This window comes from Sphingopyxis sp. NJF-3 (assembly GCF_053514865.1).
In genome coordinates, this window is record NZ_CM130726.1 from 257,632 (window position 1) to 282,942 (window position 25,311).

Genomic DNA, 25,311 nt, shown 5'->3' on the forward strand with positions numbered 1-25,311 from the left:
GCTCTCTTTGTTGCACGAGGCCGCACCATCACCCCCATCCAACTTCGCCTAATCGCTGCGCGATAAGGCTTCTTATCCTCCCTCCATCAAGGGGGAAGGGAGGGAATGAACCGCGCGGGAACCAGGCAGGGTACCCAAGATTATTCGGGTTGCGGCGCTTCCGTCAGTTGAGGCAAAGCAGGCGCCTTGCGGGGGCGGGGCACGGCGATGAGCGCGCATCACAAAATCCTGATCGTCGACGATCACCCGATCACCCAGAGCGGGCTGCGGCTTCTGTTCGCGGGGCACGAGCGGTTCACCGTCGTCGGCGCGCTCGATCGCGGCGCGACGGTCGGCGCCTTCGTCCAGTCGCAGCCGGTCGATCTGGTGATCCTCGACCTCAACATGCCCGACGTGCGCGGCATCAACATCTTGGCCGAAATCGTCGGCTCGCGCGACATGACGGTGATCATTCTGACCGGCGAAAGCCAGTATGGCGAGGTCGATTACGCGCTGAAGCTCGGCGCGCGCGCGGTGGTGAGCAAGGCGGATCCGCCCGAAGAGATCATCGCAGCGTGCGAGGCGGCGCTGGCGGGCGACATCTATATCTCGCCGCACATGCGCGATGCGCTCGGCAAATATCGCCAGCCCCCGGTCGCCCTGTCGTCGCGGCAGATGGCGATCCTGCACTATCTGGCGCAGGGCGAAAGCAACAAGGAAATCGCCTACAGGCTGTCGATCGCGCAGCCGACCGTGTCGTTCCACATCGCCGAGCTGCGGCGCAAGCTTGACGTCTCGCACAACCGCAAGATCGTCGATCGCGCGCACGAGCTAAACCTCCTTTGATCGCCTTTCCAGCCGCGGGTGCGCCGCCATTTCGCGGCACAGCGGCTTGATCAGGACCATGCCCACGATGTCGGCAAGGCGGCCGCGCGTGACACTCGTGTCGTCATAGGTGAGCGCGACGATCCGGTCTTTCGCGACCGGGGAGGTGGAAAGCGCCGCCTCGAATGCGTCGCGCTGATCGAAGTCGAGCAGATGGAAATCAGGAAGGGCGTCCGCGATGTCGGCCGCCGAACACGGCGTTGCGGTCCCGTACGCGCAAGGCAGGGCGATGCGGATTTCGGTGCCGGCCGGGGTCGAGGCGGTGATGCGCAGCGACCCCGACAGCGCCTGAATCAGCCGCTTTGCCGACTGGAAGCCCGATCCGCTGCCTTGGGCGTTCTCGTCGGCGCGCAGCCGGCCGACGGCATCGTCGTTGAGGCGCGCCATGACGTCGGCGGGCATGCCTTTGCCGCTGTCGGTGATGGTGAAGACTGCCCGGCCATCCGCCATCGCGACGCGGATCCGCGCGCCGCCGGCTTCGGTGTAGTGATAGCTGTTGCTGAGCAGGTTCGCGAGCGCGCGCATCAGCAATGGTTTGTCCGAGACGATCGTGATCTCGCCCTCGACCTCGGCGTCGAGCGTCAGATTCTTCTGGGCGAAGCTGGTCTTGAACATCATCAGCAGCGGCTCGGTCAGCGCCTGCGCGCGAAAGCTGCCGAGCGCGAGAAAGTCCGCGTCGCTGCCGGCGATATTGGCGCCCGAGATGGTGGTGGAGACGATCTCGCTGAGATAGGCGGCCGAACTTTGCAGCATCTCCGTAAGCTCGCGGTGCGCGCCTGCGGTATCGCCGCGCTTCAGCACGTCGACCGCGCTGTTGAGCGCCAGGATCACCTGCTTGCTGTCGTGGCCCGAGGCATGGAGCAGCGCGTTCTGGCTGTTGACCGTCGCGAGCGCGAACGCCTTTTCCTCGGCGAGCCGGGCGGCGCGCTCGCTGATCCGCACCCGTTCGGCGAGCGAGCGGGCGTAGTTGGTGTCGGCGGCGAGCTTGTCGGCCTGGATCTTCTTGAGATTGAGGCCGAGCGCGAGCGTCACCATGATCGATTCGAACAGCCCGACGGGCCCTGCGAGGTGCCAGTTGATCGGCAGCCAGGCGAAAAATCCCATCGAGGCGATCGCGGCATAGACGATGAACAGCGCGAGGCTGGCCCAGCCGACGAAGAGCGGCCAGAGCTGGCGTCCGAGCTGCCGCATCGCGGCGAAGCCGACAAAGGGCAGGAACAGGGCGACCGCCACCGCGACCAGCCAGGTGGCGCTGTGCAGCGCGCCGCGCAGGCTTTGCGGATAGAGCGAGAGTCCGGGCTGCAGCAGCATGATCGCCAGTGCGGCGAGGATCAGGCCCTTGAGGGCGAGGTCGCGTTTCGGGAAATGCGTGGCGGTGCCCACGAAGCTGCGGCAGAATTGCGCCATCGCGGCGGCGAAGCCGCATTTGATCGCATCCTCGACCGCGACCCCGGTCAGCGGCTTGTCGGCGAGGAAGAAGATCGTGAAATAGCCCTCCGAATGGATGGTGTTGAGCGCGAAAAAGGCCTCGGCGATCGCCAGCCAGATGAATTCGCGGTGTCCGGTGATCGAGAAGAAGAGGAAGTTCAGGAGGAACAGCACGCCGGCGCCGAGCACCACCCCCGCCACCATCGCGATGTTCGCGCGCCGTTCCTTGAAGAAGGTCCCGTAGGTCGCGATCTTGAGCGGCAGGTAGGTCGAGTTTTCGGACAGGAAGTCGATCAGGATCAGCTTTTCCTGCCCCGTGTCGAGCACGATCTCGCTGCTGAAGGCCTGATAGGTGCGCAGATTGTCGCTCGCCGCGCGTGCGTCTGCGCCATCGACGAGCAGATCCAGCCCGTCCCCCGACGCATCGTAGAGACGGAAATATTTGAGTGAGCCGCGCCCCGTGGTGAGGATCCAGCTGCCCTGGCTGCCGCTCGCGTTGCGGAGCTTCAACAGGACCGCGGTACGATGGCCGGGCGGCCCGAAGTGGATCGTCGGGCCGGTGACGCGCGCGAGTGGCGCGGCGAGCAGCGCGTCCACCCTCGTGCGGTCGATCGTCCCGGCATCCTTCGCATAGCGGACGAAGGGCGCGAGCGGCGGCGCATCCTTGCCGGGCCGAAGGTCGAGCACCGGCAGCGGCGGCGATCCGCTGCCCGGCCGCTCGGGGCACTCGCGCGGACCGTCGCAGGATTTTTCACGCAATTCGGACGCTGGGCTCACGCTCGGGCGATGGTCCGGCCCTAGCGCGGGGGGCAACGACCGGAGGGAAGGCGATGAATTGTCGGAGGAAGTTGGGCGATCGGCGATGGCCGGCGCGGCCCGCGCGAAAGGCAGCGCCGCCAGCATCGCCAGCGCGAACAGCAGAATCCGGCCTTTGCCCCCCATGGCCGGCGATGTTGCTGCGCGCAGGGCGGAAGTCAATTTTCTTTTGGGTTGAGGTGTTTGGCGCGCCCGATGGCACGCAAGGCCGCGGAATGGCGTCCAAAGCGGCCGTTCGGAGCCCCGTCGCGGAGGTGCGCGCGGGACGACCCCAAAAAACATTGGGTAGACGCCAGGCGCATCCGACACTTAGTCCGCCCGCAGAACGTCGAAGGTCAGGCACCGATCTGATCGGCGCGGGGGCGCAACAGACAGGTCGAATGGATGGGCGAGGCGCATCGGCGCCGCGTCACCCCTTTCGTCTACCCGTTTTTCACCGAGGGGAGTGATTGCTCGATGTCCGCTATTTCCAAGTCCCGCCTGCTTGCCACCAGCGCCATCGCCGGCCTGTCGGCTCTCTATCTCGCGGCGCCGGCGCAGGCGCAGGATTCGTTCGGAATCCACAACGACCAGCCCGAGACGCTGGAAGTCACGATAGCGGAGACCGACGAAGACGTCGTCGGCAGCGATATCGGCATCTATGCCGACAATGGCGCGGTGGTCCTCACCAACGACGGCGAAATCCGGGGCAACGGCAACAACGTCGGCACCCCCCAGAGCCGGCCGAGCGGCGGCGTGGTGATCGCGCAGCCCAATTCGATCATCGTCAACAGCGGCGAGATCAGCGGCGCCGCGAACGGCGTCGTGACCTCCTATTTCTTCAGCGAAGACGCGAATGACGACGAACTACCCCCTGAGGCGCGGGCCGCGAACACCAGCGTCACCAACACCGGCTCCATCCAGGCCGAATCGGGCACCGGCGTTGGGCTGACCGGCGGCGGCAGCGTCGTCAACGGCGGTTTCATCCAGGGTCTGACCGGCAGCAACGGTGCGCTGGGCGTGGGTGTCGCAATTTCCGAATTCCCCGACGCGATCGACCCTGCTGCGACCGGCGTCGGCTCGATCACCAACAGCGAAACCGGCCTGATCGAAGGGCAGACGTTCGGCGCGGTGCTGGCAGGCGGCGGCACGATCGACAATGCCGGCACCATCCGCAGCACCGGCCAGTTCAACCCCGCGGTCCCGGCGACGACCCCTTTCGCCGTCATCATGGGTGCCACCCCCGAACAGGAGGGGCGCAGCGCGACGCTCGACAATGAAGGCGTCATCACCGGACTTCTCGGCGTGCTGGCCACGGGATCGCTCGAAACGACGACGGTCAACAATGACGGTATGATCAACGGCCCCGGCATAGGCATCATCGGTCAGTCATCGGGTACGCTCGCCATCAACAATGGCGAGGCCGGCGTGATCACCTCGAATGGCTTTGCCATCACCTCGACCGCCGGAACGCTGGCGGTCGACAATGCCGGCCTCATCAACAGCAGTGCGAACGCCGGCGTCAACATCACTACCGCCGACGCGGTGATCGGCAACAGCGGCACGATCCAGGGTGCGAGCTTCGGCATCACCACCAACGCGTTCCAGCCGACCCCGCAGACCACCGAGCATCGCGCCACCAACGTCGCGGTGACCAACAGCGGTCTCGTCTCGGGCGCCAATGCCGACGGCGTGCGCCTGCAGAACGGCGGCAGCGTCGACAACAGCGGTGAGATCGCGGGCAATGCGCGCGGCGTCGCGATCCTGAACGAGATCGGCGCCGAGGGCGTCACGGGAACCGTCACCAACAGTGGCTCGATCAGCGGGCTGACCGGCGACGGCATCTATACCAATCTTGGTGCCGACGGCACGGCGACGATCGTCAATGCCGAGGGCGGCATCATTGGTGGGGGGGAGTCGGGCGTCCACGCCGACCACGGGGCGCTCGACCTCACCAACGCCGGCACGATTCGCGGCGACGGCGCCAATCCTGGCTTCGACGCCCCGCCGGACGCGGGCGTCACCATTTCGGGCGGCGTCAGCAGCGTGAACAACAGCGGCACGATCTCGGGCACGCGCTTCGGGATCACCACCGCCAATCACTTCAATCCCGCAACCGGCGAGCTCGAGGGGCTCGCCACCGGCACCACGGTCGTCAACAGCGGCACGATCATCGGCGAGGGCGACGACGGCGTCCGCCTGGTCGGCGGCGGCAGCGTGAACAACAGCGGCACGATCTACGGCCAGATCGACGCCGGCGCCGACGGCATCTCGATGTTCGCCTATACCGATCAGGCGAACGCGGATTACAGCGCGCTCGTCACCAACGAGGAAGGCGGCGAGATCGCGGCGCAGCGCTTCGGCGTCATCCTGTCGGGCGGCGGCGACGTCGCCAACGCGGGCTCGATCCTCGGCGGCAACGGCGGCGTCTATGTTCAGGGCACCGCGCTCAACAGCGACCCGGACGAGGACCGCAGCGGGCTGACCGCGAGCGTCGTCAACAGCGGCAGCATCCGCGGCGTCGGCGATTTCGGCGGCAGCAACGGCGACGGCTATGGCGTCGGCTTCGGCAGCGACATGTCGACCGCGACCCTCGACAACAGCGGGTCGATCAGCAGCGACTTCGGCGTCGGCGTCCTCCACGGCTCGCTCGCCGACGTGACGGTGACCAATGCCGAGGGCGGCACGATCACCGGCGCGACCTCGGGCATCTATTCGAACGCGAACGGGACGCTCGCCGTCGTCAACGCCGGCACGATCCGCGGCGAAGGCGCATACGACGGCCTCGACGCGCCGCCCGACGCGGGCATCACCATCGGCACCGCATCGTCGAGCGTGACCAACAGCGGCACCATCTCGGGCGCCGGCGCGGGGATCACCACGGCCTATCTTTTCGACGAGGAGATCGGCGAACTGGTCGGCCTCGCGGTCGGCACCACGGTGACCAACAGCGGCACGATCAGCGGCGAGAGCAACGACGGCGTCCGGCTGATCGGCGGCGGCAGCGTCGCCAACAGTGGCACGATCAGCGGAACCGGCGCGGCGGGCGCGGACGGCGTCTCGATGTTCGCCTATGAGGGACAGGACCTCTCGGGCGTCACGGCGCTCGGCACCCTCACCAACAGCGCGGACGGCACGATCAGCGGCGATCGCTATGGCGCGATCCTCTCGGGCGGCGCGGTGGTCGAAAATGCCGGCCTGATGACCGGCGGCGCGGGCGGCCTCTATGTCCAGACCAACACCACCGAGGAAACCGGCAAGACCGCGTCGGTGACGAACAGCGGGACGATCGCGGGCGGCAACGGCATCATCTTCGGCAGCAATCTCGAATCGTCGACGCTCGCCAACAGCGGCACGATCGAAGGCAGCACCGGCTTCGGGGTCGCCAACGGTTCCTATGGCCGTCTCGCGATCACCAATGCCGAGGGCGGGACGATCACCGGCGCGACGATGGGCGTCTATGACGACGAAGGCGGCATCGACCTCGTCAATGCGGGGACGATCCGTGGCGAGGGCAGCTACGACGGCTTCGACGCGCCGCCCGAGGGCGGGGTCACCATCCTCGGCGCGCCCTCGACGATCGTCAACAGCGGCACCATCTCGGGCGCCGGCGCGGGGATCACCACGGCCTATTATTTCAATGTCGAAACCAATGCGATCGAGGGTCGCGCGGTCGGCGTCACCGTCGACAACAGCGGGACGATCTCGGGCGAGTTCAACGACGGCATCCGCCTGATCGGCGGCGGCAGCGTGACCAACAGCGGCGCGATCGCCGGCACCGGCCGCGCCGACGCCGACGGCATCTCGATGTATGCCTATGACGACCAGGCGAGCGAGGATTATGGCGCCTTCGTCGGCAATGCGGCGGGCGGCACGATCGAGGGCGACCGCTTCGGTATCATCCTGTCGGGCGGCGGCGACGTCGAGAATGCGGGCAGCATTGCGGGCAGCGACGGCGGCCTCTTCATCCAGGGCACCGCGCTCGACAGCGGCGAGCGCAGCGGGCTGACCGCCAGCGTCGTCAATTCGGGCAGCATCACGGGCAGCCGCGCCGACGGGCTCAACGGCTATGGCGTCGGCTTCGGCAGCGACCTCGCAACCGCGACGCTCGACAACAGCGGCACGATCAGCAGCGAAGCGGGCGCGGGCGTGTTCCACGGGACGCTCGGCGACGTGACGATCAGCAACGCTGCGGGCGGGACGATCGAGGGCGGCACCCACGGGGTCTTTGCCGGCGGCGACGGCAGCCTCGCGCTTTCCAACGCCGGGATGATCCGCGGCAACGGCACCTATGAGGGCAGCGACGCCCCGGCCGATGCGGGCGTGATGATCCAGTCGGCCGATGCGGTGGTCGAGAACAGCGGCACCATCTCGGGCGCCGGCTACGGCATCGTCACCCAGCTCTATTTCAACGATGAGACGGGCCAGCTCGAAGCGCGGGCGACGGGCACCGAAATCGCGAACAGCGGCACCATCCGCGGCGACGCCAATGACGCGATCCGCCTGTTCGGCGGCGGCTCGGTCGTCAACAGCGGCACGATCGAAGGCGTCGCGGGCGAACTGACCGACGGCATCACCATCCAGGCCTTCGTCGGCCAGGATACGAGCGGCCAGTCGATGCTCGGCAGCGTCGTCAACGAAGCCGACGGCACGATCGCCGGGGTGCGCTACGGTGTTCTCGCGGTGAGCGGCGCCTCGGTCACCAACGCGGGGACGATCTCGGGCGGAGAGACCGGCGTCGTCATCGGCCGCCAGAACAGCGCGGGCAAGACGGGTGAACTCGTCAACAGCGGCACGATCGACGGCGGTGTTCTGCTCGACGTCGACAGCGCGACGGCGACGAACAGCGGCACGATCGCGAGCGGGACGGGCGTTGCCTTCACCTCGCTCGGCGCGGTGACGCTGGCGAACAGCGGCACGATCAGCGGCGGGAACGGCGTCGCGGTCCAGCTCGGCGCCTTCGACGATGCCGTCACGCTCCATAGCGGCAGCGCGATCACCGGTGCGGTCGATGCGGGCGCGGGGGTCGACAGCCTGACCCTCGACGGCGACATCCTCGAACTCACCGAGGCGCAGCAGCTTGGAACCTCGACGGGCTTCGAAACGCTCGAAGTCGCGGCGGGCTATTGGACGACCGCTGGCGTCGTCGGCGAATTCGCCAATGTCGCGATTGCCGAGGGCGGCGCGCTCCAGGTCAACGAGGTCGATCTCGGCGACGGTGAGGGGTTTTCCTCGCCGATCCTGACCCCGGCGGTGACGACCAACGGCCGGCTGGTGCTCAATTTCAGCGAGAATGACGTGGTGTCGCAGCTCGACGAGCTGTCGATCACCGGCACGGGCACCGTCGAACTGATCGGCGATGCGGTTTTCACCGTCGACACCGCCACCGTGGCGCACACCGGCGGCACGCTGATCTCGAACGGCGGGCTCGTGCTCACCGGCACCCTGCTCGGCAACGTGACGACGTCGGGCGACGGCAGCTTCCAGCTCGGCGCGGGCGGAACCGAGGGCAATTTTGCGGGCGACATCGTCAACGACGGGCGTTTCATCTTCAACCGCTCGGACGATTACGACTTCCTCGGCGCCTTCTCGGGCAGCGGCATCCTCGACAAGCTGGGCGAGGGCATCCTGACCTTCAGCGGCGACTACAGCTTCGATGGCATCACCAACATCCTCGCCGGGTCGGTCCGCATCGGCGGGCTGATCGATCCCGAGACCGAATTCAGCCTCGGCGGCGGCTCGCTCGACATTTCAGGCAACGACCAGACGATCGGCGGCCTGTCGGGCGAGGAGGGTGCGAACGTCCAGATCGGCGCCAACACGCTGACCGTCGATCAGGACGATAACAGCGAGTTCGCCGGAACGATCTCGGGCACCGGCGGCTTCACCAAGGACGGCGACGGCAATCTCAATCTGACCGGCACGAACGATTATACCGGGCCGACCAACGTTAACGGCGGCACACTGTCGGTCAACGGCTCGATCGCCTCGTCGTCGGTGACGGTCGGCGACGGCGGCACGCTCGGCGGCAACGGCACGGTCGGTTCGACCACCGTGGCGGGCGGCGGCACGATCGCTCCCGGCAATTCGATCGGCCGCCTGACGGTCGCGGGCGACCTCGCCTTCACCGCGGGTTCGGTCTTCGAGGTCGAGGTCAATGCGGTGGGCGAGGGCGACCGGGTCGACGCGACGGGCGCGGTCACCATTGCGAGCACCGCGAGCGTTTCGGTGCTCGCCGAGGACGGCAACTACAATCCGCGCACCGACTACATCATCCTGACCGGCGCGGGCGGCGTTACCGGGACCTTCGGGTCGGTGACGAGCGATCTCGCCTTCCTCGATCCGCTGCTGCGCTACGGCCCCGATGCCGTGACGCTGTCGCTCTATCGCAACGACATCGACTTCGCCGACGTCGCGGTGGGCGGCAATCAGGCGGGGGTCGCGGCGGCGATCCAGGCGCGCGGCATCGACGATCCGCTGTTCGAGACGCTGCTGGTCCAGAATGCGGCGGGCGCGCAGGCGGCCTATGGCGACCTGTCGGGCGAGATCCTCGCCGATACGCTGAGCGGGCTCACCGACGACAGCCGCCACCTGCGGAACGCGCTGCTGGGCATGGACGCGCCACAGGAAAGCGGCGCCTTCGTCTGGGGCTCGGCGTTCGGTGGCTGGGGCGACTTCGATGCGCAGGCCGGCGGGCTCGACATGGATACCGACCACAAGGGGCTTGTCGCGGGCTTCGGCTATGGCGGCAATGGCTTTGCGGCGGCGCTCTCGGCCGGGATCGGCAATTCGGATTTCCGCCTCGACGGCCGGGGCGACCGGGCCAAGGCCGACAGCAAATATCTGGCGGCGCACCTGACCTATGGCACGGGCGAGGGATTCCGCGGCGCCTTCGGACTCGCCTATGGCTGGCACGACGTCGACACGACCCGCTCGGTGGTCTTCGCGCCGCTCGCGCAGACGCTGACCTCGAGCCGCGACGCGAACACGCTGCAACTCTTCGGCGAGGCCGGCTATGATCTGGCGATGGGCAAGGCCGCGGTCACGCCCTTCGCGCGGCTGGCGCATGTCCGCACCAGGAGCGACGCCTTCGTCGAAACCGGCGGCAACGCGGCGCTCGCGGTCGCCGGGACGAAGCAGGAAACCACCTTCCTCAGCCTCGGCGCGCGGGCGCGCTTCAACGCCGGCGAGCCGGGCTTCCAGCCCTATGTCTCGGCGGCGTGGAACCGCGCCTTCGGCGACCGCGCCGCGGTGGGACGCTCGGCCTTCGCCAGCGGCGGCGGGACGCCCTTCGCGATCACCGGCCTGCTGATCCCGCGCAATTCGGCAGAGGTCGAGGCGGGCTTCGACTACAGTGCCGGCGCCTTCAGCATCGGCGCGGCCTATTCGGGCACATTGGCATTGGATCGCAGCACTCATGGTGCACGCGTGACTGCAAGGATTTCCTTCTGAACCATGCGACCCGGTTACGGGGGTGTCTTGCAGTCGGCCGGGGCGGCACCCACCGCCCCGGCCACTTTTTTTATAGCGCGATGGCCAGCACTCCCGCGGTTCCGGCGGCGAGCGCGAGCAGCAGCGCGGCGCGCGGGGCATAGGTGCGGATCGCCCCGAATCGCTCGCTTTCCTCCAGCGGCGCGTCGTCGAAATCGGACTCCGCGCTCGCAGGAAGCGGCTCGTCGGGCCCCCGGCGCAGGAAGGCGGGGGCGGAGGCAAGGTCGGGTCCGCTGACTCCGCTCGCCAGCGCGAGCTTTTCGAAGGCAAGCGCCATCTTCTCTTCCAATATCTGACGGGCGATCGCCTTCAGCTTCGGGTCCTCGGCGGACGGCATGTCTTCGACGAGGCGCTCGATCCTGGCATCGATCGCATGAAGCCGGTCGATCGCCTCGATCGCCGCGGTCCGGTCGCCGCGCTCGAAGGCGAGCTGCAGCCGCAGCAGCGACAGCGTGCTGGCGCGGCAAAGCTGGAGGCCGAACGCCGTGTCGGTGGATGCCCCGCCGGGCTCGACGCGGTGCACGTCGTTGGCGACATTGTCGTCGTCTCGCGTCGAAAGGGCGTTCATGTCCTTGCTCCCGTCCTGCAGTCGCCCCCCGTGACAGGGCCTAGAACCAATGTTGCCGGGCAAGGAGTCCCCATCGGGCCTGCCGTGCCCCGGATGCGCCGGATTGCAGCGGCCAGCCCGCGATGGCGGCAGCGATTCGAGGGCGCTACAAGGGCAGGATGACGAAAGACAGCTATCGGCAAATCGGGATCGCTGGCGCAGGGCGGGTCGCGCAGGCGCTTGCGCTCGGCCTTGGCGCCCATTCGGCGGCACCCGTGATACTATGGGGCCGCGCCCCGGACCGGCTGCGCATGGCGGTCGGGCGGGCCGGCCGGGCGGTCGCCGCCGAACGGCTCGAAACGCTGGTCGAGGCGTGCGACCTGATCGTCATCGCGGTGTCCGACGATGCGGTCGCTTCGGTCGCCGCCGACATGATTCCGGCAGTTGCGGCTGGACGCGCGCCCTTCATCTTCCACGTCAGCGGGCGGAGCGGCGCGGCGCTGCTCGATCCGCTGCGCAGCGCCGGCGCGCTGACCGCGGCGATCCATCCGGTGATGACCTTCACCGGCGACCCGCAGGAGGAGGTGCGGCGCATGGCCGGCGCGCGCTTTGCGATCACCGGCTCGACCGCGGCGGCGAGCGCGGCAGCAGGGGAGGTCGTGCGCCGGCTCGGCGGGGTTGGCGTCGAAATCGCCGAGGCGCATCGCCCGCTCTATCACGCCGCGCTGTGCCATGCCGCCAACCACCTCGTCACCCTGCTCGACGGGTCCTTCGGGGCGCTGCGCAGCGCGGGTGTGGACGACCCGGCCACGTTACTCGCGCCGCTCGTTCGCGCGGCGCTGGAGAACAGCCTGACGCACGGCTTCGCCGCACTATCCGGCCCGCTGCTGCGCGGCGACGGCGAAACGATGGCGGGCCATCTGACCGCTCTCGCCGGGCATTCGCCCGAACTGCTGCCCGCCTATCGCGCGATGGCGCGCGCGACGCTCGACGCGATGAAACGCTCGGGCGCCACGATTTGGCCGGCGCTGCGCGCGCGGCTCTAAATCAGCGCCGCCGGTAGCGGAAATACCAGATTTTATGCCGAAAGTCAATTACACTATTGAAATTTCATGATTTTACGGAAGGTTTTGGCTCTATCGAACAGGCCAGCAATCACCTGGCAATCACCGTTTCCAGGGCGGCAAAAACCTCATGTCCCCGCAGGAATATGGCGGTCAATTCGGTTTCCGTTAGGCGAGGGCTCCGCACCGTTGACACCAACGTTTCGGTCCCAACGCTGTCGCCCCGAGGACCTGCGCCATCATTCCGTCTCCGCGGCGAGTTGATTCGCATTTTCGAGCCGACAAACATTTTCCAAGATCTCCGAACAGAGCCACCGGTGGCGCAGGAGAACGCGCGCGCCCGTCCTCCAAAAATGGATCCGCCAGCGGATGCAGTTCTCGTTGCAGCAACAGAAATTTGGACGAATATGACATAGCGCTCCGAGATGTAACGTGAGCGTGTGACCGGGCTTCGTCACGTATGTCCAGGCCAATAGCTAAAGGTGTCGATGCGCGCTCCCGGCGTTCGCTTTCTATAGCTCGGTCACCTTTTTCATTATGTTGTCGGCGCGGCCAATAATAATCCGATTATAAAGATGGTCGGACCATGCGGAGGCGTGTTGACGCACAGCCAGGGGTAGAGCTCGCCGAGAAGATGCGGGCTTTCGGTCGGCAGCAGCCGCGCCGACGCGCGGTGGTGTCCTTCGCTGTCGAGGAGGATCAGGTAGCGCGCTTGCTCATTATCATATTGGTCGAGCTCATATTGACCGGCGAGCGCGGGCACGTCCCATTTGAGCAGGTCGATGAAGACCTTTTTTCGGGCCGCGTACATGGCGCGCAGCGCCGCGTCCCCGGGCGCGTCCGGCGCCCGCGTGGATTGAGTGGTCATGGATATGTCCTTGGCTGTGGAGCCCGAATCAGACCATCAATCCCGCGGCGCGCCTATGCCCATTTCTGGGCAAGCATTTTGCGATTTTGCCCGGGGCGTCAGTTCGGACGCCACCAGTCGTAGATGTCCGAAAAGCCGATCAGCCCGTCGAACAGGGCACAAAGGATGAGCATCGAGCGGCAAGGGACCGAATAGCGCTCGCGCGCCATCTTGAGATGGCGCACCACCGTCTCTTCGCTGATCCCCAATATATTGGCTATCTCTCCCGCGGTCTTGCCGCGCGCCGACCAGAGCACGCATTCGCGCTGCCGCTCGGTGAGCATGGGGCGCGGCAGAAAGGCCGAGGAACCGATCAGTTCGCGTGCCGCAGCGATTGCGATCGCCCCGAGGATCTCGGCGGCGTGCAGCATATCGCCTGGAAGGACCGCGCGCGGGCTGACCGCGAAGGAGCAGGACCCCGTCGCCTCGCCGGGCAGGTGGCGCGGCACGGTAAAGCCATCGCCGATACCGCTCTCGCGCGCGACGTTCAGCAATTGCCGGTCGCCGCGGGAAAGCGGCACATAGCGATCGACGTCGCGCCACTGGAAGCCGGTGATCGAGCGCTCGCCGGCGCGCCGGATCGGATCGGTGGCCCTGAGATCGAACCCGATATAAACCTTCGCCCAGGCGTCCGGATAATTATGGACCAGCAGCGAGGCGGCTTCGTCTCCGCGCCGGTCGAAGGCGAGGGCGAAATGGTCGAAGCCCATCCGCTCGGCGGCACGCGAAAGCGCCTCGAACAGCTGCTCTTCCTTGCGGGCTCCTGTAATTTCCTGTGCAAGTTCCTCCGTCAAATGAAAATGCTTCACGTCTTGATCATCGGCCGCTGACACGGTCCCGACCCGGCTGCCCGCGGTCCGCTCCCTGAGATCGAGCGCTGTCGGTTCCTCTCCGGCGCGCGCGAAGGATGGACAGGTCGCCGACGGGTCCTGTCATCCCGCGGCGGGCAACTGTCTCCGCTGCCTGGCCGCGGCACGCGATCGGCTATCCCGGTCTAACATCTGGAAAAGACGGGTAAAGATTATCGCTTCAGGAGATGGGTCCAGTTTGACACTTGATCCGCGCGAGCGCCGCCTGATCCGCATTCGGGCCCGGTTCGTCAGTGACCGGCGAGCGACCGGATCACGGAGATGAGTCCGGCGATGAACGATCCCGCGACCAGCGCCGACAGGAGCCAGAATTCGAGCGCGATCGCGCGGCGTTTCCATTTGCCGGATGCTGCAGGGATCGAAGGGCGCGCCGGGCCGCCCGTTCCTTCTTTAGCCGCCCGCGTCACAGCGAGAGGCCAAGCTGGTCGGGGCTTGCGGGCTCCGCGCCGGCGCGCACGCTCTCGACGATCGCGCGCGCAAGCTCGAACGCGGCTTTGACGCGAATATGGCTCGTCGGTGCGGTGATGCCGACGCGTGCCCAGCCGGGGGCGGAAAGGATGGTCTCGGCGACTCGGGCGGTATCGATTCTGTCCATCCGCTCATGAGAACATAGGAAGAACATTTTGGCAAGGCCCTGGGGCAGCGCATGCTCCGGGATCGCCGATGATCGTCTGCCGCGCGGCGGCGCCGCGCGGGAGGGAGAGGGGGCCGGGAGGCCGTGACGGGCTGGGTGCGGCGAGAGAGGCTTGCCGCCGGTCGGTCGCGGAGACCTGAAATGACCTTTCATGCAAGATTCCGCCGCCAGGGCGGCAACCGGGCGACGCTCTACGAAGATATCACCAGCCGCATCATCGCCGAACTCGAAGCCGGGCGCCTGCCCTGGGTGCAGCCGTGGGACGCCGGTCGGGCCGCCGTCGGGCTTCCCTACAATGTCGTGAGCGACCGGCATTACAGCGGCATCAACATCCTGACGCTCTGGCACGCCGTCCTCCACCGCGGATTCCGGGGACATGGATTTCTGACCTTCCGGCAGGCCGTGGCGCTTGGCGGCACGGTCCGTCGCGGCGAGCGTGGCGTCGGGGTCATCTACACCCGCCGGGCGGGACCCGACGCGAGCGAACAGCGCGGAGAGGGCAAGGACGACCGAAAGAGCGGCTTTTCCTTCCTGAAGCAGTTCACCGTCTTCTCGGTCGACCAGTGCGACGGCCTGCCCGGCAAATATCATGTTCCCGCCCCGCCGATTCCCGAAGGTCTGATCCTGCCGCAGGCCGAAGCACTCATCGCCGCGACGGGCGCTGATTTTCGCATCGGCGGCGTGTCGGCCTATTACAGTCCGCGGCATGATTTTGTCGCGGTGCCGCGCCCCGATGATTTTTACGAACCGGTCGACTGGCACCGGACCGCCTTTCACGAACTTGGCCACTGGACCGGCCATGACAGCCGCCTCGGCCGCGACCAGACCGGCAGCTTCGGCTCGAAACCCTATGGCCATGAAGAACTCATCGCCGAAATGGCGGGAGCGTTCGTCTGCGCGGCGCTCGGCATCGCGCCGAGCGTCCGGCACGCCGATTATATCGGGTCCTGGCTCGAGATTATCCGCGAAGATCATCGCGCGATCCTGCGCGCGGCCAGTGCCGCGTCGAAGGCGGCCGATTATCTGCTCGCCTTCCGGCCCGGCGCGACGTCCCCGGCCGCCGCCTTGCCCGCGATGCCGGGCGCCAACGACGAGGCGCCGATCGGGAGGATCGCAGCATGAAACTGCTCACCCCCGAAATCGCCGCCCGCCTTGCGGCCAATGCCCGCGCCCGGTTCGATGCGATCGAGCGCGGCGCGCGCGAACCCGATCCGAAACCCGTGGTCCGATATTTCAATCCCGTCGGCGCCGCGACCTGGCTTGCCACCGAGATCGATGCGGACGGCATCCTGTTCGGCCTCGCCGATCTCGGGTTCGGCTGCCCCGAACTCGGCAGCTTCTCGCTTGCCGAGCTCGAAGCGGTGCGGCTGCCCTTCGGCCTCGGCATCGAGCGCGACCTCCACTTCGAGCCGCAGCATCCGCTCTCGGCCTATGCCGAGGCCGCCCGCGCCGCGGGCTCGATCGTGCTGGGCGAGCAGCGCCTTCGCGCGGCCGCGCGCCGCCTTTCGGGGCGCGGCTGAAAATACGGGCATAGTTCGGGGCCGCCGGTGGCGGCCCCGTTCGAGTGAGAGGAAAGCCGGGGCTTCATGACGGGCTGGTGAGCCGAGGGAGGGTCCCGCGGCGGCCCGTCATGGAGAAGAGCGATGGACGAAGAGACACCTACTGCAATGCCCCCAGCGGCTGCGGATTTCGCTGATATCATGCGCCGGTATCACGACTTCGAAGCGCGGGTTACTGACCTGTTGCCCCTCAACAAGGCGGCCTTGCTGAAAGCACTTGGCGAGCAGGGCATCGCGAAAGTGATGGTCCGCTTCGACGGGGCTGGCGACAGCGGCCAGATCGAAGAGGTCACGGCCTTCGGAGAGGATGGCGCCGAGCGCCCGATCACCGAAGCCGCCGTCGAGTTGCAGAAAATCTCATACGGCGACGATGCCCCCGAGGCCATGGTGGAGCCGCTCGGCGAAGCGATCGACAGCCTCGCCTATGCGTTGCTCCAGTCCTCCCATTGCGGATGGGAGAATAATGAAGGCGCCTATGGCGATTTCACCTTCGATGTCGCCGCCGGTCTCATCACGCTCGAATATAATGAGCGATACGAGACGAGTGAGCTCTTCACCCATGAATTTTGACGGAGGGTTCGATGGGACATTGCTATCACCACGCGCTGTCCAGCGCGAAGAAATGGGGCGGATGCCCGGAGGATTTTCAGCCGTTGCACCAATGGTTCGACGAGCCGTCGAAGCTGATTACCGCCGACTTCCGGCACCGCGCACTGCGCCACCATGCCGAGGGTATTTTCATGCTCGAGCGCTTCTTCGGCGCGGCCATCACCATCTCCACCGGGCGCGTCGTGCCCGTCCGGCTGATCGGCGAACAGCATGTGCGGGAGGATCTCGGCTTCATTCCGAGCTTTGCCGATTGGGTCCGGTGCATCCGGCCCGAACCCTGGATGGGACGGGCGCAGCCCATCCATGCCGCCGTCGATCCGTTCGCCATCGCGGCCTGACCCGCGCGCCGCCCGCAGACCGGCGAGGCGCGGCTCTCTCCTCCCCGAGGAAGAGGGTCGCGCCTCCGCCATGACGGGCTGGTGAGCCGGGAGAGTGTCTCGCGGCGGTCCGTCATGGAGAATGGCCATGGCCAAAGCTAAACCGAAGATCACCCTCAGCCCGTCGCGCGATATTCCGTTCGACCGGCTGGTCCTCTCCCAGTCTAACGTCCGGCGTGTGAAAGCCGGCGTGTCGATCGGCGAGCTGGCCGACGACATCGCCCGCCGCACCCTGCTCCAAAGCCTCAATGTGCGGCCCGAGCTCGGTGACGATGGCGAGGAAACCGGCAGGTTCGAAATCCCCGCCGGCGGCCGGCGCTACCGCGCGCTCGAACTGCTCGTGAAGCAGAAGCGCCTCGCGAAGGACGCGCCGGTGCCCTGCATCGTCCAGTCGGCGGCGGGAATCCTCGCCGAGGAGGACAGCTATGCCGAAAATGCCGTCCGCGAGAATTTGCATCCGCTCGACCAGTTTCGCGCGATGCAGGCGATGGTGGGCAAAGGCGCCGAGGTCGAAGCGATCGCGGCGCATTTCATGACGACGCCCGCCGTGGTGCGCCAGCGTCTGAAACTGGCTTCGGTGTCGCCGGCGCTGCACGACCTCTACGCCGAGGATGAAATGACCCTCGACCAGCTGATGGCTTTCACGGTTTCGGACGATCATGCGCGCCAGCTGCAGGTCTGGGACATGCTCGAACACAGCTTCAACACGTCGCCGGCCTTCATCCGGCAGAAGCTGACCGAAGATACTGTCCGCGCCACCGACAAGCGCGTGCGCTTCGTGAGCGTCGATGCCTATCTCGCGGCGGGTGGCGGCATCGTGCGCGACCTCTTCGAGGCCGACAATGGCGGCTGGCTCACCGACCCGGCGCTGCTCGACCGGCTCGTGAGCGAAAAGCTCGCGGCGATCGCCGAGCGCATCGGGGCCGAGGGCTGGAAGTGGGTCGAGAGCCTTGTCGACTTCCCCTATGGCGCGACGCGCGGACTTCGTGTGCTCGAAGGCACCGAGGTCGCGATGACCGACGAGGAGGAAGCGAAGCTCGCGGCGCTCGAGACCGAGGCCGACACGCTGTCGGATCGATGGTCCGAGGAGCCCGACGTGCCCGAGGAGGTGCATGCGCGCCTCGAGGCGATCGAAGCCGAGATCGGCGCACTGACCGATCGGCCTCAGATCTTCGATGAAAGTGAGATCGGTCTTGCCGGCGCGTTCGTGTCGATCGACTATGATGGCACGATCCGCGTCGATCGCGGTTTCGTGCGGCCCGAGGACGAACCGGTGGCCGAGGCGGAAGATGGTCGTGACGGCGACCCCGGCGGCGATGGCGGGCCGGACGGCGATGACGCGGCCGATCCCGGTGCGGCCGACGAAGCGGGAGCTGCCCCCGACGCGCCCGAAGAGGAGGGGCTGAAACCGCTCCCCGAGCGGATCGTGTCCGACCTCACCGCCTGGCGCACGCTCGCGCTGCAGGATGCCTTCGCCGGCAATCCGCAGGCGGCGTTCGCGGCGGTGCTGCATGCGCTCGTCCTGTCGGTCTTCTACCGGACCAGCCACGAGACCTGCCTCGAGCTGTCGGTACCCATCGTCTATTTCACCAACGAGCCTGCGGGTCTGCGCGAATGCGCGCCGGCGCGGTCGATCGAGGCGCGCCATGCGGCATGGCGTGAGCGGCTTCCGAAAGAAGATGTCGACCTGTGGGATGCGCTTCTGGCGCTGGACGAGACCGAACAGGCGATGCTGTTCGCGCATTGCGCCTCGCTCGGGCTCAACGCCCAGGCCGAGGTTCTGCCCAAATATCCGAACGGGCGGGTCTCGCAGCATCGCGTCGAACGCCGGATCGCGCACAGCCATGTGCTCGCGCGCGCGGTCAGCCTCGATGTCGTCGCGGCGGGCTGGCGGCCGACCGCCGACGGCTATTTCCGCGGCGTCACCAAGGCGCGGCTGCTCGCCGACGTCGCCGAGGCGCGCGGGACTGAATTCGCGAACATGATCGACCATCTCAAAAAGCCCGACATGGCGCGCGAAGCCGAAAAGCTGCTCGACGAATCGGGCTGGCTGCCCGAGCCGATGCGGACCCCGCCCGAGCCGGCTGCCGATGAAACGGCAGACGCCGCAGACGCCGCAGACGCCGCAGACGCCGGTGGGGCCGTGGGCGACGATGGGCGCGGGGACGGCGGCCCGGGCACCGATGCCGGCAGCGATCAGACCGGAGTCGGGGCGGACGATGCCGCGACCGAGGCCGGATCCGGCGGCGATGCCGGCGGTGACGGCGACGATTGGGATGAACTGCCCGCCGCGGCCGAATAGCATCGGGCGGGGCGGCGCGCGTCGCCCCGCCATCCTCCGTGCGGCGTCGGCCTGTTCCTCGAGGTCGCCGCCGCATTTTCTTGAAATCCGCGCGCGCCTTGTGCCAGTCTTCCGGCATCTGCCGGCAGGGGCTGCCGGCGCCGCCCGCGGACAGCTTCGGCCGAAAGGTCGGGCCTGTCATGCCAGCCGCTAAGGAGCCCCATGGACAGTCCTTCCGACATCGCCCGCCGTCTCGCCGATCAGGCCGAGGCCGTCTGCCGTCGCTATTTGCCCAAGGGGCGCCGCGAGGGACGCTACTGGCTCGTCGGCGATGTGCGCGGCACCCCGGGGCGCAGCCTCTATGTCCGGCTCCACGGTGCCGAGGGCAGCGGTGGCCAGCCCGGCAAATGGACCGATGCCGCGAGCGGCGAACATGGCGATCTGCTCGACATTATCGCGGCGAGCTGCGGTCATCATGCGATGCGCGAGACGCTCGCCGAAGCGCGGCGCTTCCTGAGCTTGCCCGATGTGGCACCGGCGACGGTGTCGCGGTCGCTGCGTGCGTGCAAGGCGGTGCCCGGAACGCGCGAGGCCGCGCGGCGCCTCTGGGCCGCGTCGAAACCCGTCGCGGGCACCCCCGTGTCCGCCTATCTTGCCGCGCGCGGCATCGATCGTGGTGCTGGCCTTGCGTCGCTCCGTTATCATCCGAACTGCTATTATCGCCCCTCGCGCGATGATCCGCCCGACGTGCGCCGCGCCTGGCCCGCAATGATCGCGGCGGTGACTGACGGTGCCGGCGACGTCGTCGGTGTCCATCGCACCTGGCTGGACCCGGTAGAAGGCAAGGCGCCCGTCGCCTGTCCGCGCCGTGCGATGGGCCATCTCCTCGGCAACGGCGTACGCTTCGGCGCGGCGGCGCCGGTCATGGCGGCCGGCGAAGGCATCGAGACGATCCTGTCGCTGCGCCAGATCCTGCCCGAGGTCGCGATGATCGCGGGCCTCTCGGCCGCGCATCTCGCTGCGATCGGCTTTCCCGTGGGACTGCGCCGGCTTTATGTGGCCTGCGACGCGGATTCGGCGGGGGCGGCGGCGCTGGCGGCGCTGACCGCGCGCGCCGTGGCTGCCGATATCGAACTCGTGCCGCTTCGCCCGCTCGGCGGCGACTTCAACGACGATCTGATGGCGTTCGGACGGGCTCGGGTGGCGGCCGCCGTTGCCGGACAGCTGGCGGCCGAGGATGTCCGGATGATCGCGCGTGCCGCATAGCCGCCGCGGACGCGTCGGTCGGGCTTTCGACCTCCTTCGTCCGTCAGCGGGAATGTCCGAAAAACCTGAATTTTCGGACAAGGCGAGTTTATCTGCGCCCCTCCTTCCGTCAGAAAGTGCGGCCTTGTGGGCCGATCCTCGAACGTCGCGGCGTGTGCGGCTGCGCTCTTTCACGCAGAGCTGCGTCCGCTTTGCCATCTGGGTGAATGTCGGCCTGCCTTGGAGTCATGATGGCGGCTTTTCTATTCCCGCACGGGAATATTTTGGCGTTGCGGACCTCATTTTGGCCTAATATTCCCGAGCGGTAAAATTTATTGGAATCGAGCGCAGGTCATGCTAGAAAATTCCCGAACGGGAATATTTCTATGAACAGTGTCTCTATCGGCCAGACGGTGCGCCGCGTGCGCAAGCGGACGGGGTTGCGTCAGGACGAGCTCGCCGGCGCGGCCGGGGTCGGCATACGCTTCATCGTCGATCTTGAAGCGGGCAAGCCCACCCTTCAGATCGGCAAGGTGCTGCGCGTTCTCGAAACGCTCGGCATAGCCGTCGCGCTGTCGGCGCCCGGCGAAGGCATGGCCGGATGAGCGAGCTTGCTGTCTGGTGGGATGCGCGGCGGATCGGCACCCTCGCGCGCAATGCCGAAGGGACGATGCTCTTCGCCTATGACGCCGGGTGGCTTGCCGATCCCGCGTTCAGGCCGATCTCCGCGTCGCTTCCCGGGCAGGCGGAACCGTTCAGCCGCGCGCAGACCCGTCCTTTTTTTGCTGGCCTTCTTCCCGATGAAGGCCAGCGCGCCGCCGCCGCGCAGGCCGCCGGGGTCTCGCGCCAGAATGACTATGCGCTTCTCGACGCGCTCGGCGGCGACGTCGCCGGCGCGCTCGTCATCCTGCCGGAAGGGCAGCCGCTTCCCGCACCGTCTCCTCTCGCGCCGGAGGCCCTAGCTGAAGACGAACTCGCGAAACTTCTCGACGAACTGCCGCGCCGCCCCTTTCTCGTCGGCGACGAGGGCATTCGCATGTCGCTCGCGGGCGCCCAGCCCAAGCTCCCCGTGGTGCTGGTGGACGGCGTCCCCGCCTTGCCATCGCCCGGGCAGCCCACGACGCATATCGTGAAGCCCGCCATCGCCCGGTTCGCGAATAGCGTCGAAACCGAGGCCTTTGCGATGCGGCTTGCCGCCGGGGTGGGCCTCGATGTCGCCCGCGTCGAACCGCGGCGTGCCGGCGCCATCGCCTATCTTCTCGTCGAGCGCTTCGACCGCCGCCACGACGGCACCGCGATTCGCCGCATCCACCAGGAGGATTTCTGCCAGGCCCTCGGCATCGCGCCCGAGAATAAATATGCCATCGAAGGCGGACCCGGCTTCGCCGCCTGCTTCGACCTTGTCCGGCGTATTTGCACGACGCCGGCGCGCGACCTGCTGCGCCTCCTCGACGCCGCCATCTTCAACGCGGTGATCGGCAACGCCGACGCCCATGGCAAGAATTTCAGTCTCCTTTATGGCGACGAGGCGACGGTTCTCGCGCCGCTCTACGACCTCATGGTCACCGCTTATTATCCCGAGATCGCCACCCGTTTCGCGATGCCGATCGGCCGCGCGAACCAGCTCGAGGCCCTCGACGCGCGCGCATGGGAACGCTTCGCGGCCGACATGGAGCTGGCCGTGCCGTTCGTCCGCCGCCGCGTCGATGCGCTCGCGACGCGCATCCGCGACGCCGCGCCCGCGGCCGCCGATACGCTTGCGGGCGAAGGGTGCGACCCCGATATCCTGTCGGCGCTGGTCGCGCTTGTCGCCGCCCGCGCCGACGCCATCGGCGGCGCGCTCTGACCGCCCGGTTCGCCGGTGCAGGCGCGCCCGCCGCATCGCTCCGGCGTTCTCGCGCAGGCCTCGCCGGATCGCCTGGCGTCGTCCGCGGTATGTCGCCGGCAGCGGGGCCGCATCTCAGCCCGACATGCGCGCCTTCGGCCTTCGCTGGAGGGCGACTGCGGCACGGCGGCCGGGCGCGGCAATCCGCGGACGGCCCTATTTTCCGCCGGGGCTGCTCCCCTTTGCATCGCGAGACAAAATAGCGCCGTCCGCGCGATCCTCCGCTCACGCTCCGGCCGTGCGGGGGCTGGCGCCCCCTTCGGTGCGCGCCCGCCCGCCGCGCCGCAAGCTGTCGCCGCGAAGGCCGCGAAAGGCGCGGCCAGTTTCAGCGAGACACGACATGACCCTCGAGCCCGACCTTTCCGATCCCGACGATGCCTTCGAACCCGGAGCCAGCGCGCATCTCCTTCAGGAACTGCAGCTCTACGGCTATCGGCCCTTCGAGGACGAACCCGATCGCCGGCCGCTTCCCGACGACCGGCTCGCCGCCGGCGCCGTTGCCGACATCTTCGATGCGCTCGCGGGCTGTCTGGTCGACACAAGGATCGAACCCGATCTCGAGGATCTGCTCTGGGGCGTCGCCAATCTTTTCCACGCTGCCGGCGCGCGGATCGAGCGCGAGCTCGACCGCAACGAGGCCGCGCAGCGCGACCTCCAGCGGGCGCAGGACGGCAGCGAAATCCGTTCGGTCGAACTTGAGCGCGCACTCGCCGAGGGGATCACGCTGATCGAACGCCGCGACGCGATGGAGTTTTTCCGCGAATGCGCCGCCGAGCAATATCGCATCCATGTCCGCAAGGCCTGGGTGCCGCACTCGGGGTCGCGTGTCCGCCAGAAGACGATGACCGCGGCGATCGTCGACAGCCGCGATTTTCTCGACCGGCGCCTGCGCGCCAAAGCCGCGGCCCTGATCCCCGAGGGTACCCGCATCGCGTTCAGTGGCGGCCCCGCCTGCAACGATCATCGCCACATCTGGTCCGCGCTCGACAAGGTTCATGCCCGTCATCCCGACATGGTGCTGATGCATGGCGCGACGCCGACCGGCGCCGAACGCGCCGCCGCCTGCTGGGCCGACGCGCGGGGGGTGCCGCAGGTCGCTTTCCGACCCGACTGGAACCGTCACAAGAAGGCCGCGCCCTTCAAGCGCAACGAGCGGATGATCGATGCGATGCCCGCCGGGCTGATCGTCTTCTCGGGCACCGGTATCCAGGACAATCTCGTCGACAAGGCGCGCGCCTTCGGCATCCCGGTCTGGGATTTTCGTGTCGGGGTCCAGCAATGAACTCCCGATCTGGATCCGACCGCACTTGCCTTCCGGCAAAGCTGCTTACAGGGTGAGGACCCATCATGCGTACCGATCTTGATCATCTTCCGGCCACCAAGCAGCGCGAACTCGAACGCGTGAAGGCGATCGTCTTCGAGGAATTCGAGGATGCCATCGCGCTCGGCACCATGGGCTGGAAGAAGAAGGGCCGGATCGACAAGATCATCCTTTACGGCAGCTACGCGCGTGGCGGCTGGGTCGACGAACCGCATACGGCGAAAGGCTATCGCTCGGACTTCGACCTGCTGATCATCGTCAACGACAAGCGCCTGACCGAGAAGGTCGATTTCTGGGGCAAGCTCGAGGATCGGCTGACCCGCGAGCTCGCTATCGAAAAGACGCTCAAGACGCCGGTCAACTTCATCGTTCACACGCTGCAGGAAGTGAACGACGGCCTCGCGCACGGGCGCTATTTCTTCATGGACGTCGCGAAGGACGGCATCGCGCTCTACGAATATGACGACAAGGAATTGCACCAGCCGAAGCCGAAGACGCCCGAGCAGGCGCTGGCTTTGGCCCGGGAGTATTTCGAGGAGTGGATTCCATCCGCGGAGGATTTTTCTGACAGCGCAAACCATTTAATCGCAAAAGGGCGCTACAAGCGTGCCGTCTTCCTGATGCATCAGGCGACGGAAAGCCTTTATCACTGTGTTCTGCTTGTCTGCACCTTCTATACGCCACACGTGCACAACCTTGGATTTTTGCGGACGCAGGCCGAGCGTATCGACATGCGGCTGGTTGATGCTTGGCCGCGTGAACTGCGCTCCGATCGTGCGCGGTTCGAGAAGCTGAAGGAAGCCTATGTGAAGGCCCGCTATTCAAAGCATTTCCGTGCCACCGAGGAGGAAGTGCGGTGGCTCGCGGAACGCGTCGAGGAACTCGGGCGAGCCGTGCACGCGATCTGCTCGGAGCGCATTGCTGAACTCGAAGCGCGCGTCGGTCACTAGCCTATTTCTTCCCGCGGAAGCGCTCGAACCGTTCGCGGCCTTCCGCGACCTGCACGGCCACGCCCGCATTGCTGCATTCGTCACCCTTCGTCGATCCGTCGCGGCAACTCGCCACGATCTCCCGCGCTTCGTCGAGATGCGCTTCGAAATATTGCACGCTTCGGGGCTCGGGCTGCCCGCACGCCGAGATACAAAGCCCAAGAAGCAAGATTCCGCGCCGAACCAAGTCATCCTCCATTTCGATTTTGGAAAGCAAAGATACTCGTAATCTCGCCGGGGGAAACCGGAACTGGATCCAGATCTGGAGTCAATTTCCGGCAGCTTAGCGCCTCATCCCAGTCATAGCGGACCGCGAAACCGACGTCTGGGAGCTGCCATTCGGGCCCCGCAGGACCTGCCGGAAGCAACGCGCCTCATCTCGGTCATGGCCATCCGCAAAAAGCGGATAACTTGTAAGACCAGCGTCGGCGGGTTGCGCGGCGGCG

19 protein-coding genes are annotated in these 25,311 nt (G+C 67.1%); 13 read left to right on the forward strand and 6 right to left on the reverse strand.

Going from position 1 to position 25,311, the window contains the following annotated elements; genetic code table 11:
- Nucleotides 1–207: 207 nt before the first annotated feature.
- A complete protein-coding gene (locus ACOTSS_RS01145; protein ID WP_448689728.1) occupies nt 208–825 on the forward strand; it encodes a response regulator in 618 nt (205 codons plus the stop codon).
- Here ACOTSS_RS01145 and ACOTSS_RS01150 read toward each other — a convergent pair.
- Nucleotides 811–3,069, reverse strand: coding sequence for a sensor histidine kinase (locus tag ACOTSS_RS01150; RefSeq protein WP_448689729.1), 2,259 nt, complete (start codon nt 3,067–3,069; stop codon nt 811–813). The genes ACOTSS_RS01145 and ACOTSS_RS01150 overlap by 15 nt on opposite strands.
- Before the next feature lie 495 nt (nt 3,070–3,564).
- Here ACOTSS_RS01150 and ACOTSS_RS01155 point away from each other — a divergent pair, with 495 nt between their 5' ends.
- Nucleotides 3,565–10,539, forward strand: coding sequence for an autotransporter domain-containing protein (locus ACOTSS_RS01155; RefSeq protein ID WP_448689730.1), 6,975 nt, complete (start codon nt 3,565–3,567; stop codon nt 10,537–10,539).
- 70 nt (nt 10,540–10,609) lie between these two features.
- Here the strand turns inward: ACOTSS_RS01155 and ACOTSS_RS01160 are convergent, their stop codons facing one another.
- Nucleotides 10,610–11,146: a hypothetical protein gene (locus tag ACOTSS_RS01160; protein WP_448689731.1), complete on the reverse strand. Its 537-nt coding sequence runs from the start codon at nt 11,144–11,146 to the stop codon at nt 10,610–10,612.
- Between the two features lie 158 nt (nt 11,147–11,304).
- Between ACOTSS_RS01160 and ACOTSS_RS01165 the strand changes: the two genes are divergently transcribed.
- Nucleotides 11,305–12,171 carry a Rossmann-like and DUF2520 domain-containing protein gene (locus tag ACOTSS_RS01165; protein ID WP_448689732.1) on the forward strand — a complete coding sequence of 289 codons (867 nt, stop codon included), beginning with the start codon at nt 11,305–11,307 and terminating at the stop codon, nt 12,169–12,171.
- Between the two features lie 553 nt (nt 12,172–12,724).
- Here the strand turns inward: ACOTSS_RS01165 and ACOTSS_RS01170 are convergent.
- The 3 genes from ACOTSS_RS01170 to ACOTSS_RS01180 form a co-directional block, all read right to left on the reverse strand.
- Nucleotides 12,725–13,057: an acyl-homoserine-lactone synthase gene (locus ACOTSS_RS01170; RefSeq protein ID WP_448689733.1), complete on the reverse strand. Its 333-nt coding sequence runs from the start codon at nt 13,055–13,057 to the stop codon at nt 12,725–12,727.
- 98 nt (nt 13,058–13,155) lie between these two features.
- Nucleotides 13,156–13,905, reverse strand: a complete 750-nt coding sequence (locus tag ACOTSS_RS01175) for a LuxR family transcriptional regulator (protein WP_448689734.1) — start codon at nt 13,903–13,905, stop codon at nt 13,156–13,158.
- 463 nt (nt 13,906–14,368) lie between these two features.
- Nucleotides 14,369–14,560: a DUF6771 family protein gene (locus ACOTSS_RS01180; RefSeq protein ID WP_448689735.1), complete on the reverse strand. Its 192-nt coding sequence runs from the start codon at nt 14,558–14,560 to the stop codon at nt 14,369–14,371.
- Between the two features lie 180 nt (nt 14,561–14,740).
- Here ACOTSS_RS01180 and ACOTSS_RS01185 point away from each other — a divergent pair, with 180 nt between their 5' ends.
- The 10 genes from ACOTSS_RS01185 to ACOTSS_RS01230 all read left to right on the forward strand — a co-directional run bounded on the left by ACOTSS_RS01185 (nt 14,741) and on the right by ACOTSS_RS01230 (nt 24,826).
- Entirely contained in the window at nt 14,741–15,721 is a 981-nt protein-coding gene (locus ACOTSS_RS01185; protein ID WP_448689736.1) for an ArdC family protein, read from the forward strand.
- Nucleotides 15,718–16,119, forward strand: coding sequence for a DUF2958 domain-containing protein (locus ACOTSS_RS01190; RefSeq protein ID WP_448689737.1), 402 nt, complete (start codon nt 15,718–15,720; stop codon nt 16,117–16,119). Before ACOTSS_RS01185 ends, ACOTSS_RS01190 begins: the two co-directional genes overlap by 4 nt.
- 123 nt (nt 16,120–16,242) lie before the next feature.
- Nucleotides 16,243–16,728 carry a DUF6878 family protein gene (locus ACOTSS_RS01195; protein ID WP_448689738.1) on the forward strand — a complete coding sequence of 162 codons (486 nt, stop codon included), beginning with the start codon at nt 16,243–16,245 and terminating at the stop codon, nt 16,726–16,728.
- Nucleotides 16,729–16,739: 11 nt separating this feature from the next.
- On the forward strand, nt 16,740–17,105 hold the full coding sequence (locus ACOTSS_RS01200; RefSeq protein ID WP_448689739.1) for a DUF6915 family protein: 366 nt from the start codon (nt 16,740–16,742) through the stop codon (nt 17,103–17,105).
- 127 nt (nt 17,106–17,232) lie between these two features.
- Complete coding sequence (locus tag ACOTSS_RS01205; RefSeq protein WP_448689740.1) at nt 17,233–19,446, forward strand: ParB/RepB/Spo0J family partition protein; 2,214 nt, start codon at nt 17,233–17,235, stop codon at nt 19,444–19,446.
- A gap of 201 nt (nt 19,447–19,647) precedes the next feature.
- Nucleotides 19,648–20,691 (forward strand): DUF7146 domain-containing protein, encoded by a 1,044-nt coding sequence (locus ACOTSS_RS01210; protein ID WP_448689741.1) that lies wholly within the window; start codon nt 19,648–19,650, stop codon nt 20,689–20,691.
- A 365-nt stretch (nt 20,692–21,056) separates the two neighbouring features.
- Entirely contained in the window at nt 21,057–21,275 is a 219-nt protein-coding gene (locus ACOTSS_RS01215) for a helix-turn-helix transcriptional regulator (RefSeq protein ID WP_448689742.1), read from the forward strand.
- Complete coding sequence (locus ACOTSS_RS01220) at nt 21,272–22,516, forward strand: HipA domain-containing protein (protein ID WP_448689743.1); 1,245 nt, start codon at nt 21,272–21,274, stop codon at nt 22,514–22,516. The genes ACOTSS_RS01215 and ACOTSS_RS01220 overlap by 4 nt, the downstream gene beginning before the upstream one ends.
- A 379-nt stretch (nt 22,517–22,895) precedes the next feature.
- Nucleotides 22,896–23,837, forward strand: coding sequence for a DUF2493 domain-containing protein (locus ACOTSS_RS01225; RefSeq protein WP_448689744.1), 942 nt, complete (start codon nt 22,896–22,898; stop codon nt 23,835–23,837).
- A 65-nt stretch (nt 23,838–23,902) separates the two neighbouring features.
- The gene (locus ACOTSS_RS01230) at nt 23,903–24,826 is read left to right on the forward strand and encodes a nucleotidyltransferase and HEPN domain-containing protein (protein WP_448689745.1); all 924 of its coding nucleotides are present in this window, start codon (nt 23,903–23,905) and stop codon (nt 24,824–24,826) included.
- 1 nt (nt 24,827) lies between these two features.
- Here the strand turns inward: ACOTSS_RS01230 and ACOTSS_RS01235 are convergent, their stop codons facing one another.
- Nucleotides 24,828–25,082: an EexN family lipoprotein gene (locus tag ACOTSS_RS01235; protein WP_448689746.1), complete on the reverse strand. Its 255-nt coding sequence runs from the start codon at nt 25,080–25,082 to the stop codon at nt 24,828–24,830.
- Between the last annotated feature and the right edge of the window lie 229 nt (nt 25,083–25,311).